The 12,637-nt window shown below is 76.4% G+C and carries 11 protein-coding genes and 1 riboswitch; of the genes, 6 read left to right on the top strand and 5 right to left on the bottom strand.

Annotated elements, in window-relative coordinates:
• Nucleotides 1–133: 133 nt before the first annotated feature.
• Nucleotides 134–472, top strand: a complete 339-nt coding sequence (locus ACVCAH_RS01425; RefSeq protein WP_447134189.1) for a GroES family chaperonin — start codon at nucleotides 134–136, stop codon at nucleotides 470–472.
• Between the two features lie 152 nt (nucleotides 473–624).
• Complete coding sequence (locus ACVCAH_RS01420) at nucleotides 625–792, top strand: hypothetical protein (RefSeq protein WP_447134188.1); 168 nt, start codon at nucleotides 625–627, stop codon at nucleotides 790–792.
• Nucleotides 793–858: 66 nt separating this feature from the next.
• Here ACVCAH_RS01420 and ACVCAH_RS01415 read toward each other — a convergent pair whose 3' ends face one another.
• The gene (locus ACVCAH_RS01415; protein WP_447134187.1) at nucleotides 859–2,352 is read right to left on the bottom strand and encodes a PrsW family intramembrane metalloprotease; all 1,494 of its coding nucleotides are present in this window, start codon (nucleotides 2,350–2,352) and stop codon (nucleotides 859–861) included.
• Nucleotides 2,353–2,375: 23 nt separating this feature from the next.
• Nucleotides 2,376–2,497: riboswitch (SAM riboswitch) on the top strand.
• 45 nt (nucleotides 2,498–2,542) lie between these two features.
• On the opposite strand from ACVCAH_RS01415, the gene ACVCAH_RS01410 reads away from it, so the two are divergent.
• On the top strand, nucleotides 2,543–3,805 hold the full coding sequence (locus tag ACVCAH_RS01410) for an aminotransferase class V-fold PLP-dependent enzyme (protein ID WP_447134186.1): 1,263 nt from the start codon (nucleotides 2,543–2,545) through the stop codon (nucleotides 3,803–3,805).
• A gap of 67 nt (nucleotides 3,806–3,872) precedes the next feature.
• On the opposite strand, the gene ACVCAH_RS01405 is transcribed toward ACVCAH_RS01410, so the two are convergent.
• Nucleotides 3,873–5,129 (bottom strand): FUSC family protein, encoded by a 1,257-nt coding sequence (locus ACVCAH_RS01405; protein ID WP_447134353.1) that lies wholly within the window; start codon nucleotides 5,127–5,129, stop codon nucleotides 3,873–3,875.
• Nucleotides 5,130–5,202: 73 nt separating this feature from the next.
• Here ACVCAH_RS01405 and ACVCAH_RS01400 point away from each other — a divergent pair, with 73 nt between their 5' ends.
• The gene (locus ACVCAH_RS01400; RefSeq protein ID WP_447134185.1) at nucleotides 5,203–5,853 is read left to right on the top strand and encodes an HD domain-containing protein; all 651 of its coding nucleotides are present in this window, start codon (nucleotides 5,203–5,205) and stop codon (nucleotides 5,851–5,853) included.
• On the opposite strand, the gene ACVCAH_RS01395 is transcribed toward ACVCAH_RS01400, so the two are convergent.
• Nucleotides 5,810–6,109 (bottom strand): DUF4031 domain-containing protein, encoded by a 300-nt coding sequence (locus tag ACVCAH_RS01395; protein ID WP_447134184.1) that lies wholly within the window; start codon nucleotides 6,107–6,109, stop codon nucleotides 5,810–5,812. The two genes, ACVCAH_RS01400 and ACVCAH_RS01395, sit on opposite strands and share 44 nt — an antisense overlap.
• Nucleotides 6,110–6,176: 67 nt before the next feature.
• Here ACVCAH_RS01395 and ACVCAH_RS01390 point away from each other — a divergent pair, with 67 nt between their 5' ends.
• Nucleotides 6,177–7,577, top strand: coding sequence for an FAD-binding oxidoreductase (locus ACVCAH_RS01390; protein WP_447134183.1), 1,401 nt, complete (start codon nucleotides 6,177–6,179; stop codon nucleotides 7,575–7,577).
• A gap of 36 nt (nucleotides 7,578–7,613) precedes the next feature.
• On the opposite strand, the gene ACVCAH_RS01385 is transcribed toward ACVCAH_RS01390, so the two are convergent.
• Both ACVCAH_RS01385 and ACVCAH_RS01380 read right to left on the bottom strand, forming a co-directional pair.
• Entirely contained in the window at nucleotides 7,614–8,144 is a 531-nt protein-coding gene (locus tag ACVCAH_RS01385; RefSeq protein WP_447134182.1) for a hypothetical protein, read from the bottom strand.
• 83 nt (nucleotides 8,145–8,227) lie between these two features.
• Nucleotides 8,228–10,045, bottom strand: a complete 1,818-nt coding sequence (locus ACVCAH_RS01380) for a glycerol-3-phosphate dehydrogenase/oxidase (RefSeq protein WP_447134352.1) — start codon at nucleotides 10,043–10,045, stop codon at nucleotides 8,228–8,230.
• A gap of 79 nt (nucleotides 10,046–10,124) precedes the next feature.
• Here ACVCAH_RS01380 and ACVCAH_RS01375 point away from each other — a divergent pair, with 79 nt between their 5' ends.
• Nucleotides 10,125–12,626, top strand: a complete 2,502-nt coding sequence (locus ACVCAH_RS01375) for a S8 family serine peptidase (protein ID WP_447134181.1) — start codon at nucleotides 10,125–10,127, stop codon at nucleotides 12,624–12,626.
• The last annotated feature ends 11 nt before the right edge of the window (nucleotides 12,627–12,637 follow it).

Below are 12,637 nucleotides of genomic sequence, written 5' to 3'. Positions count from 1 at the left end.
CCGTCCACGGCGTCAGGTCGCACAGGATACGCCTGACCACGTCACCGTAGGGCAGTTCCGCCACCCAGTGCCCCGGCGTCGGGCGGCGTAACCACCGGCGGCCGGCCGACCCGGACACGGTAGCGTCTCCGGCGTGACCGCCGACCAGAATCTCGACTCCGGCCTGCCGATCCGGCTGCTGCACGACCGCGTGCTGGTGCGGATGGAGGGGAGCGAGGGCGAGCGCCGCTCCACCGCCGGCATCGTGATCCCGGCGACGGCCGCCATGGGCAAGCGGCTGGCCTGGGCCACTGCGGTCGGGGTGGGGCCGAACGTCCGCTCCATCGTCTCCGGCGACCGGGTGCTCTTCGACCCCGACGACCGTTCCGAGGTCGAACTGCACGGCCGCGGCTACGTGCTGCTGCGCGAGCGCGACGTGCACGCCGTCGCCGCCGAGCGGGTGGAGAACGACTCCACCGGCCTTTACCTCTGACCCGGCCCGCCCGCCGCCCGTTCCGCCGGCCCGGCCCGCGTCGGTCACGCCGCTGACCACGCCCGGCGCATTCGCGCCGCCGACGCCGCCGGGGTCGTTTGTACCGCTCCCCGCCGGGAAGCCAGCCGCACCACCGGCCCTGGGGAGGGACGATGCCGGAACTGGTGAAGAAGCTGTTGCTCTGGGGCTTCGTCGCGTTCCTGATCTACTTCATGGCGTTCCGGCCGGAGGGCGCGGCGGAGATGTTCAAGTCGATCGGGGCGGGGCTAATGGCCATGTTCCAGGGCTTCGGTGACTTCCTCACCAGCCTGATGACCTGACCGGCCCGGTGCCGCCCGCCCCGCCGCCGCGGGACCGGCCGGCCGGGGTGCCGCCCGGCGCCGGCGTCAGGGGTGCCCGGACGGCCACGGCGCGGCCGGCCGCGGGCCGTGCCAGCCGGGCGGGCCGTAGCCGGCCGGGAAGACCGGGGGCGGCGGCGGGGCCAGCACCACCGGGATCGGCACCACCGGTTCGTCGGGCGCCTCCACCGGCCGCTGGGAGCCGTCCGGGAAGCGCAGGTGGTAGCGGTGCCCGTCCCAGACCCCGGCCGGGGCCTGCGGATCCCTCCCCACGAAGAACGCCCGGTACGCGCTGATCGCGTCGAGCAGCTCCCGTTCCTCCCGCGCGGTCCGTTCCCGGTCCACCGGCCGGCGGTCCAGGCCGCGCAGCGCACCGTCGCGCAGCAGCGCCAACCGGGTCGCCGCGAACTGGTAGCCGCGCATCGCCTTCACCCCGGCGTCGCCGGCCACCCGGCGGGCCCACACCCGGGCCGCGTGCCGGCGCCCGAGGCTGCTCAGCGCCGCCACCTCCGGCGGGGTGAGCCAGCCGGCGCGGACGTAGTCGGGCAGGGTGCGTTCGGTGAGCCGTCCCTCCCAGGAGCGCAGCCACACCGCCAGCCCGACCATGCCGAAGAAGATCGGCACCATCACCCCGATGAAGCCGTACAGCATGATCAGCGCCTGGCCGGTGGCCTGGGTGAGGGTCGGCAGCAGGTTCCAGGTGCCGTGCAGCATCATCGCCAGCAGCAGGCCCGCGATCGGGGCGAGGAAGCGGACCCGGCGGTCCCCGGTACGGGCGGCGATGCCCAGGCCGACCCCGGTCATCGAGGTGAACAGCGGGTGGGCGAAGCCGAAGACCAGGATCCGGACGATGAAGAGCGCGATGACCTGCTGCGCGCCGGTCGCCGGGCCGTACTGTTCCACGCCCGACGCGTAGCCGTAGCCGCCCAGGTAGAGGATGTTCTCCACCATCGCGAAGCCGACCGCGGAGAGCCCGCAGTAGACCAGGCCGTCGGTGATCCCGGACCATTCCCGGCGCCGGAAGATCAGCAGCAGGATCGGCCCCAGCGCCTTGGTCAGTTCCTCGATGAACGGCGCCACCAGCACCGCGGTCAGCGCGGTCGGCAGGCCCAACTCGGCGAAGACGCCGGCGGAGTACTGGTTGACGTTCAGCGAGGCGGCGGTGGACACGAACGCGCCCCAGGCGAAGCAGAAGACCAGGTATTTCAGTGGCTCGGGCTCGTACCGGTCGAGCCAGAGGAAGCAGGCCACCAGCACCGGCACCGGCAGGATCGCCGCGGCCACGCCGATCAGCAGCGCGTCGAGCCCGATCTCGTCGTTCAACTCGGACACCATGTAGACCGCGCAGCCGGCGATCAGCAGGAACACCCCGACCAGCACGAGAATCCGCCGCCAGCCCAGCCGGCGGGCCGGCATCGCGGGAGCACCGCCGGGCGCGACGGCGACGGCAGGTGCGGTGGGCGACGGCGGCTGCGGTGCGCCGGGCGGGGTGTCGGCCATGCGGTCAGCGTAGTCATCCCCGGCCCGCTGGTCCGGGCGCATCGGCGGCCGCTATGCTGCCGACAGGTCACGAGCGCCAGCGTCAAGCCCCGGCTTGCTGGCCGGCAACCCTCGTCGAGGTTCGCGGTGGGGTGCCCCGGGTGATGACCGGGCCCGGCCCGATCCGCGTGCCGGGCAAGCGCGGACCCCGCCCTGCGCCCGCCCCGGGGTCCCTGGACCCGGAGGTCGTGCCATGACCGTCACCCTCGTACCCCCGTCGTACCGCACCCCCACCGCGCTCCCGCCGGCTCGGCTGGACGTGCTCGGCGTGCCGGGCGAGATCAACCTGGACTACGCGGCCACCGCGCCGTGCGCGCGGGCCGCGGCCGACGCCGTGGCCGAGCTGCTCCCCTGGTACGCCAGCGTGCACCGCGGCGCCGGGGCGCTGTCGCGCCGCTGCACGCTCGCCTACGAGCGGGCCCGGCAGACCGTCGGCGACTTCTTCGGCGCCCGCGCCGACGACCACGTGGTCTTCACCCGTAACACCACCGACGCGCTGAACCTGCTGGCCCGGGCGCTGCCGGCCGGGACCACCGTGGTGACCTTCGCCGGCGAGCACCACGCCAACCTGCTGCCCTGGCCGCGCGGCTCGGTCCGGCTGCCGGTGCCGGCCGACCCGGGCGAGGCGGTCCGCGCGCTGGACGCCGCCCTCGGCGAGCTGCGCCGGGACGCCAGCCCCGGCCTGCCGGTGCTGGTCGCGGTCACCGGGGCGAGCAACGTGACCGGGGAGCGCTGGCCGGTGGCCGAGCTGGCCCGAGTCGCCCGGCGACACCACGCCCGGATCGCGGTGGACGCCGCGCAGCTCGCCCCGCACGCCCCGGTGGACCTGCTCACCCTCGACGTGGACTACCTCGCGGTCTCCGGGCACAAGCTGTACGCCCCGTTCGGCGCCGGGGCGCTGATCGGCCGGGGCGACTGGCTGGACGCCGCACCGCCGTACCTGGCGGGCGGTGGCGCGACCAGCCACGTCGGTGCGGCCACCCACGACGTACGGTGGGCGACCGGCCCGGCGCGGCACGAGGCGGGCACCCCGAACCTGCTCGGCGCGGTGGCCCTGGCGGCGGTCTGCGACGCCCTCGCCGACGCCGACCGGAGCGCGCTGCACGACCGGGAGCAGGAGCTGCTGGCCCGGCTGCGAAACGGCATCGCGGCGCTGCCGCACGTGGTGGAGCTGCGCACTTTCGGCCCGGACGCGCCGCGGGTCGGCATCGTGTCGTTCGTGGTGGCCGGCCGGGACTCCGCGGCGGTCGCGGCCGAACTCGCCCGGGAGCACGGCATCGGCGTCCGCGACGGCCTCTTCTGCGCCCATCCGCTGGCCCGCCGGCTGCTCGGCGAGGCGGCGACCCGCAGTGGGCGGCGGGACCTGCCGCCGACCGCCCTGCGGGCCAGCATCGGCCTGGGCAGCACGGCCGAGCACGTGGACGCCCTGCTCGCCGCGCTGGCCACCCTCGGCTGAGCCGCGACCGCCCACCCGGCGCCCGCTGCCGGGCGCGACGCCCGGCGGCGGGACGCAGGGCGCCGGGTCAGCCCACCGGCGGGGCGGTCGGCGGTTTCGGGGCGGGCTCCGGCTCGGTCTCGCCGGTGGTCTGGTCCCGGTCGCCGAAGGACTGCCGGACCAACCGGTTCGCGTCCTCCTGGCTGATCCCGGAGGCCACCATCAGGTCGCTGGCGGTGGTACGCACCTGGGCGATCACCACGCTGCCGGAGAAGCCGACGCCCTGGGCGTACGCCCGGCCGGCCTCGCTGACGGCACGCAGCGAGCGTTCCCGGGCCTTCTGCGGTTCCTCGCCGACGGCGAACTCGTGCTTGAGCAGCCGGACCGACTCGGCGAGGTGGGCGACCGCGTCCGGCATCGGCTCCGGCACCGGCTCCTCGTCCTCGATCAGGGTGACCGCCCGGCGGATCAGGGTGCCGCTGTTGCGCATCGCCCGGTCGATCGGGTCGGCCGCCTCGGCGTAGTGGGTGAGCTCGTCGCGGCGGTGCCAGCGGGCCGGCGACAGGGTGACGGTCTCCTTCGCCCCCTCGATCGCCTCGGTGAAGGTGGCCAGCTCCTCCTTGTTGTTGCGGAGCCGCTCCAGCGCCCGCTGGATCCGCTCCCGGTCCCGGTCGCGCAGTCCCTCGGCGGTGCTTTCCAGCTGGGCGGCGAGCAGGTCCAGCGCGGGTCGAGCGGCCCGGTTGATCACGCGGAGCGGGTTGAGCGGAAGCAGGACCGCGGTCACCAGCAGGGCGATCCCACCGCCGACGAACGCGTCCACGAACCGGGGTATCTCCAGGTTCTCGGTGGACGGGCTCAGGGTGACGATCAGCACGGCGGTGGCGGCGGCCTGGATGACGATCCCCACGCTCGCGCCGGCGAAGACCGTCAGGATGACGGCCAGCGTGACCACCAGTCCGAGCTGCCACGGTCCGGTGCCGAGCAGGTAGATCAGGAAGTCGCCGAGGGCGACGCCGATCGCCACCCCGATGATCAGCTCCACGGTCCGGCGGAACCGCTGCCCCACCGAGACCGCGAGCGTGCCCACCGCGGAGATCGGGGCGAAGACCGGCTGCGGATTGCCCAGCAACTCGTGCGCGGCCCACCAGGACAGCGCGGCCGCCACCCCGGCCTGCAGAGCCAGCCCCATCGCCAACCGCACCCGGTGCAGCCGGTCGTGCAGGGTGGCCTTGCCACGGTGCCGCAGCTCGTCCATGGCCTCCTCGACCCGCGGGGCGTCCGGGTCCTCTCTGCGCCGGTGCAGCACGACCCGGCGGAGCAGCGAGCGGGTACGGTGCCGGGACAAGGGCATGGCGGGGACTACCCGTACCACCGCGGGTGAATCCTCGCCTTCGGCGATCTGCGGCAGACTCGTCCGCGTGGCGGAACTGATCGACCGGTGGCGGGCGGCGGCGCGGGGCTGCGGGGCGCGCGACGGCCCGGCGCTGACCGGGGTCGGGGGGGAACTGCTGGCCCGCTGGCGGGAGCCGCACCGGCACTACCACACGCCGCGGCACCTGAGCGCGGTGCTGGACGTCGTGGACGCGTACGCGACGCTGGCCGACCGGCCGGACCTGGTCCGCCTGGCGGCCTGGTGCCACGACGCGGTCTACGACCCCCGTGCCCCGGGGGACACCAACGAACGGGACAGCGCCGCGCTGGCCGGGGCCCTGCTCACCGGGCTCGGGCTGCCGGCCGGCGCGGTGGCCGAGGTCCGCCGGCTGGTGCTGCTCACCGCCGGGCACGCGGTGGACCCGGCCGACGCCGACGGGGCCCTGCTCTGCGACGCCGACCTGGCCGTCCTGGCCACGCCGCGCCCGGCGTACGACGCCTACGCCGCCGCCGTCCGCCGGGAGTACGCGCACGTGCCCGAGCCGGCGTTCCGGGCCGGGCGGGCCCGGGTGCTCACCGGCCTGCTGGCCCTGCCGGCGCTGTTCCGGCTGCCCCCGCTGGCCCGCCGCTGGGAGGCCGCCGCCCGGGCGAACCTCACCCGCGAGTTGGCCGCGCTGACCGGTCCGGAGCCGACCTGACCAGGTGCTTCGGCCGGCGCAGGCCGGCCGCGCGGAGCAGCCGCACCAGGTCCCGGCTCGGCACCACCCGGGCGCCGAGCCAGACCGCCGCCGCGAACCGCTCGGCCGGGATGTCGTAGTGGTCCCGGTCGAAACCCCGGCGCGGCACGCCCAGCATCTCGGCGAAGACGTGCAGCTCGGCGAGGGAGACGTCGCTGATCAGATGCGACCAGAGCCGCTCGCGCCACGGCCAGCCGGGCCGGTCCAGATACAGCATGGCGGCCAATCTAACCCGCTCCGGGGCCGGTTGATGATCGCCCGACGGCGACCGTAGCCTTCCCCGCATGGCCGGTTCCCCCCTGCTCGACGACCTGCGGGCCGCGCTCGGCGACGACGCGGTGCTGACCGACCCGGACCTGCTCCGGATGCACGAGCGGGACGAGGCCGATCTCTGCGCCGCCGGCACGCCGCTGGTGGTCACCCGGCCGCGCAGCACCGAGCAGGTGGCCGCGGTGGTCCGGGCGGCCGCCCGGCACGGCGTACCGGTGGTGCCGCAGGGGGCGCGGACCGGGCTGGCGGGCGCGGCGAACGCGGTCGACGGCGCGGTGGTGCTGAGCACGGTCGCGATGGACGCCATCCTGGAGATCGACCCGGTGAGCCGGATCGCGGTGGTCCAGCCCGGGGTGGTCAACGCCACGCTGGCCGCCGCGGTGGCCGAGCAGGGCCTCTGGTACCCGCCCGACCCGGGCTCCTGGGAGTCCTCCACCATCGGCGGCAACGTCGCCACCAACGCGGGCGGCATGTGCTGCGTCAAGTACGGCGTCACCACCGAGTACGTGCTCGGCCTGGAGGTGGTGCTCGCCTCCGGCGAGGTGCTGCGCACCGGCCGGCGTACCGCCAAGGGGGTCGCCGGGTACGACCTCACCCGGCTCTTCGTCGGCTCGGAGGGCACCCTCGGGATCATCACCGAGGTGACCGTGGCGCTGCGACCCGCGCCGGCCGAGTCACTGACCCTGGTCGCGGTCTTCCCCTCCACCGCGGCGGCCGGCGACGCGGTGGCCGGGATCGCCGCCCGGGGCCTCTCCCCCAGCCTGCTGGAACTGCTCGACCAGACCCACCTGCGGGCCATCGAGGCGTACCGGCCGATGGGGCTGCGCACGGACGCCCAGGCGCTGCTGCTGGCCGCCGCCGACACCGGCGCCCGGGCCGCCGACGACCTGGCCGCGCTGGCCGAGGTGTGCGCCGCGGCCGGCGCCGACGAGGTCTACGCGGCCACCGACACGGTGGAGGCGGCGGCGCTGTTGCAGGCCCGCCGGCTGGCCCATCCGGCGATGGAGAAGTTCGCCGCGGACGCCTTCCCGGGCGGCAACGGCGGGCTGGTCATCGACGACGTGGCGGTGCCCCGAGGGTTGTTGGCCGCGCTGCTGGACGGGGTGGCCCGGATCGCGGCCGAGTGCGACGTGCCGATCGGCGTGGTCGGGCACGCGGGGGACGGCAACATGCACCCGAACATCGTGGTCGACCGGGCCGACCCGGCGAGCCTGGAACGCGGCCGGCGCGCCTTCGACGAGATCATGCGGCTCGGCCTGGAACTGGGCGGCACCTGCACCGGCGAGCACGGGGTGGGCCTGCTCAAGCGGGACTGGCTGGCCCGCGAGATCGGCCCGGTGGGCGTCCGGGTGCACCAGGCGGTCAAGGCCGCGCTCGACCCGACCGGCCTGCTGAACCCCGGCAAGGTGCTCTGACCCCTCGCGGCGACCGCGCCGCCCGGCGGGCGGCGGTCAGGCGGTGGGCTCGGCGGGGGTGGCCTGGGTGAGCAGCAGCAGGATCTCGTACCCGACCAGCGGCTGCTCCTCGCCCGGGCAGTCCTGGGTGGTGATCGTGCCGACCGAGGTGAGCAGGCTGGAGGTGAGCGCGTCGATGCAGCTCACCCGGTACTGCCGGGCCTGGTCGGTCTCCTGGGGCAGCCGCGGGTCGTCGAGCAGCACCCGGAGCCGTTGCACCTGCTCGGCGTTGAGCACGCCCGACGAGGTCACCCCGTCGCCGGCGCAGTCGACGCACTCCCACCGGCCGTCCGGCTCCACGTTGAGCGTGCGCAGCGGGCCGCCGGAGCCGAGCTTCTGCAGCAGGCTGACCTTGCCCTTGCCGATCGTCGCCGCGCCGCCCAGCCCGGGCTGCGCCGGTGCCGAGTCGGCCGGTCGGGCCGTCGGCTCGTCGTCGGCGTTGCCGGGCAGCGAGCAGCCGGCGAGGCTGACGGCCAGCAGCGCGGCGACGGAGAGCGAAACCAGACGCGACCGGTATGCGGGAACCACGCGCCGCAACCTACCCCACCGTAGGTAGCGCCGGATACCCGCCGAGCGGACGAATCGTTACGTTAAGTTACCGGCCGGTTCGGTCACCGCGACGACGAGGGGAGTTCGGCCGCACCCTCGCCGGGTCCCCGGTCGGCGACGAAGCCGCGGACGTCGGGCGCGCCCAGCCGGGCCGCGTCGGCGGCCACGTCGTCCGGCATCTGCTGGGACTGCCGCTCGGCGGCCACCCGGGCGCGGTAGTGCTCAACCTCGCGGGCCCGGGCCGCCGCGTCCCAGCCGAGCACCGCGCCCATCAGTTCGGCGGCGTGCTCGGCCGACTCCAGGCCCCGGTGGCTGGTCTCGAAGGAGATCCGGGTCCGGCGGGTGAGCACGTCCTCCAGGTGCAGCGCGCCCTCGGCCCGCGCCGCGTAGGCCACCTCGGCGGCCAGGTACTCGGGCGCGCCGGCCAGCGGAGAGGCGAGCAGCGGGTCGGCGTCGATCAGCGCGAGCAGGTCCAGGGTGAGGGTGCCGTAGCGCTCCAGCAGGTGCTCGACCACCCCGACCGGGACGCCGTGCCGGCGGGCCAGGTCGGCCCGGTCCCGCCACATCGCGGCGTAGCCGTCCGCGCCGAGCAGCGGCAGGTCGGCGGTGCGCGACGGGCGTACGCCGCCGAGCCGGCGGGCGGCCCGGTCCACCACGTCCGAGGCCATCACCCGGTACGTCGTGTACTTGCCGCCGGCGACCAGCAGCAGCCCCAGCATCGGCTCGAAGACCGCGTGCTCGCGGGACAGCTTGGAGGTCGAGTCGGCCTCGCCGGCCAGCAGCGGCCGCAGCCCGGCGTAGACGCCCTCGATGTCGTCCCGGGTGAGCGGCCGGTCCAGCACCGCGTTGACCTGCTGGAGCAGGTAGTCGATGTCCCGGGCGGAGGCGGCCGGGTGGGAGCGGTCGAGCCGCCAGTCGGTGTCGGTGGTGCCGATGATCCAGTGCCCGCCCCAGGGGATGACGAAGAGCACGCTGGTCGCGGTACGCAGGATGAGCCCGGTCTCGCCGGTGATCGCCGAACGGGGCACCACCAGGTGCACGCCCTTGGAGGCGCGCACCCGGATGCCGGGGCGCAGCCCGACGTCGTTGAGCATCCGGGACATGTCGTCGCTCCACACCCCGGTGGCGGCGATGACGGTGCGGGCGTGGACCTCGAACTCGGCGTCCGGCGAACCGGCGGGCGCCTCCAGGTCGCGCACCCGGACCCCGGTCACCTCGCGGGCCTGCCGGATCAGGCCGACGGCCCGGGCGCTGCTCACCACGGTCGCCCCCAGGCTGGCCGCGGTGCGGGCCAGGGTGACCACCAGCCGGGCGTCGTCGACCTGCCCGTCGTAGTAGCGGATCGCGCCGGCCAGCCCGTCGGTTTTCAGGCTGGGGAAGACCCGCCGCGCCCCCTCCCGGGTCAGGTGGCGGTGCAGCGGCATGCCCCGGCCGCCACCGAAGACGCCGGCGAAGGCGTCGTAGGTGGCCACCCCGGCGCCGTAGTAGGAGCGGCGGAAGAGCCGGCCCGGCAGGTCGCGTACGCCCCGGCCGGCGGGGAGCGGGACGAGGAACGGGACCGGGCGGACCAGGTGCGGCGCGAGCCGGGTGGCGAGCAGGCCGCGCTCGGTGAGCGCCTCGTGGACCAGGTGGAACTCCAGCTGCTCCAGGTAGCGCAGCCCGCCGTGAATCAGCTTGCTGGACCGGCTGGAGGTGCCGGCGGCGTAGTCGCGGGCCTCCACCAGGGCCACCTTCAGCCCGCGCGAGGCGGCGTCCAGGGCGGCGCCGGCACCGGTCACGCCACCCCCGATGACCAGCACGTCGAACCGCTCGGCCCGGAGCCGGCGCAGGTCGTCGACGCGGCGCTCCGGGGAGAGCTGACCGGCGACGGATCGGGACACGTTCGGGTCGCGCACCCGTCCACCGTAACCGTCGTGGCTGGGGGACGGCAGGCGACGTCCGGGCCGTACTGTCTGGGGAATGGAGGTCGGCCCCCCGTCACCCACCGGTCCGTACGTGCCACCGCCCCCGCCCGCGCCGCCCCGGCCCGGCCCCTGGCCGGTGGTGGCGGCCGCGCTGGCCGGCTGCTGGATCATCGGCTGCGCGGTGCCCGCCCAGGCCGGCGGGTGGCTGGCCGACCAGGTGCTGCTGGCCAGCGGGCTGGACCGGGTGGTGTGGCTCTGGCCGGCGCTGGGCCTGTCGACCGTCCTGCTGGTCGGCACGCCCGCGCTGCTGCTGGCGCTGCTGCCCCGCTCGGCGGCGGTCCGCACCACCGGCCGCGCCTGGCTGGCCGGGGTGCTGGTGCTCGCCGCGCTCGGGCTGCTCCGCGCCATCCCCCCGGTGCACCACGAGGCATACCTCGCGGCGCTCGCCGGCGCCGCCGCACTGGCCGCCGCCGTGCTGGCCCGGCTGGGCCGCCGGCGGCGCCCGGGAAGCGCCCCGCCCCCGACGGGCTCCGGCAACGTCCCGGATCAGGCGGAGCCCGAGGCGGCGGGAGTCGCCGGGCAACACCGGCCGGGCCGGCGGCCCGGTCCGGTCACCCTGCTCGGGGCGGCCGCCGGGCTGGCCCTGCTGCTGCCCTGGGTCTGGCTGGGCGCGCTCGGCGGGCCGCTGGAGACCGTGCTCGCCGCGCTGGCGGCGACCGCCGTCGGCGCGCTGGCCGGGACGCTGCTGGACGCCGGGTTCTGGGCCCCCTTCGCGGTCGGCGAGCCGCCCCGGCCGGCCCGGCTGGTGCTGGTCGGCGGGCTGGTCGCCGGGGTGGCGCTGCTGCTCGTGGCCGCCGGGGTCGGCCAGTCCGGGACACAGTTGCCGCTGCTGCTGACCCTGCCGCCGGCCGGCTTCGCGCTGGCCGCCCTCCAGGCGGCGGCCCGCCGCCCGGGCGTCGGCCGGGCCGGCGACCGCGCCCCGGCCGCCTGGCTGGTCGGGCTCGCCGTGCTCGGCCCGCTGGCCTTCACCGACCCGGAAGAGATCACCCTGGTCCTCACCAACACCCGCGACGTGCCGTTCTGGGTGGCGGCCGCCGCCGGCGCGGGGCTCGCCGTCGCGGCCCTGCTCGCCGTCGCGTACGGGGTGCTGCTGGGCCGGGGGCGCCCGCCGAGCCGGCGGGTGGCCGCGGTGACCGCGGTGACCCTGCTGGTGGCGACCGGGGTGGTCGCCGCCGGCCCCGGCCAGCCCGGCCTGCACGGCGAGCGGCTGCTGGTGGTGCTGCGCGAGCAGGCCGACCTGACCGGGTTGCCGGCCGGTACCCCCGGCCGGGCCGGCCGGGACGCCCGGGCGGCCGAGGTCTACCGGCGGCTGGTGGCCACCGCCGACCGGAGCCAGGCCGACCTGCGCCGGGACCTGCGCCGGCTCCGGCTGCCGCACACCCCGTACTACCTGGTGAACGCGGTGGAGGTGGCCGGCGGACCGGCGGTGCGGGCCTGGCTCGCCGGCCGTCCGGAGGTGGACCGGGTGCTGGTCAGCCAGCGGCTGCGACCGCTGCCGGCACCGGCCGGGGTCAGCCGGGGCACCGCCCCCGCCCCCACCGGTCCGGAGTGGAACATCCGGATGATCGGCGCGGACCGGGTCTGGTCGCAGCTCGGGGTCGACGGCTCCGGGGTCGTGGTGGGCAGTTCCGACTCCGGGGTGGACGGCGGGCACCCGGCGCTGGCCGGCGGCTTCCGGGGCGGCGACGACTCCTGGTACGACCCGTGGAACGGCAGCCGGGCCCCGGCCGACCGGGGTGGGCACGGCACCCACACGGTGGGCAGCGCGGTGGGCCGGGGCGGCGTCGGGGTGGCCCCCGGCGCGCAGTGGGTGGGCTGCCTCAACCTCGACCGCAACCTCGGCAACCCGGCCCACTACCTGGACTGCCTCCAGTTCATGCTGGCGCCGTTCCCGCCCGGCGGGGACCCGTTCACCGACGGTCGCCCGGCCCGGGCGCCGGACATCCTGACCAACTCGTGGGGCTGCCCGGCGATCGAGGGCTGCGACCCCCGGGTGCTCCGGCCGGCCACCACGGCGCTGGACGCCGCCGGCATCCTGGTGGTGGCCGCGGCCGGCAACACCGGACCGTACTGCGGGTCGATCGACGACCCGCCCGCGCCGTACCCGGACGTGCTGACCGTCGGGGCGGTGGACCGGCAGCGCCGGGTCACCAGCTTCTCCTCGCGCGGTCCGGCGCCGGGCGACGCGGCCAAGCCGGACCTGGTGGCGCCCGGCGCCGGGGTCGTCTCCGCGATGCCCGGCGGCGGGTACGCCCGGCTGGACGGCACCTCGATGGCCACCCCGCAGGTGGCCGGCGTGGTGGCGCTGATGTGGTCGGCGAACCCGGCGCTCGTCGGCGACCTGCCCCGGACCCGGCAGATCCTGCGCGACACGGCCACCCCGGCCACCGCCAGCCACCGCTCCGGCGACCCGGCGGACGCCTGCGGGGGCGACCGGAACATCACCGGCGCCGGCCTGGTCGACGCGTACGCCGCCGTCCGCGCCGCCCGGTCCTGAACGACCCTTGC

This window comes from Micromonospora sp. LZ34 (genome assembly GCF_052981855.1).
This window is presented reverse-complemented; position numbering and strand designations above follow the sequence as displayed.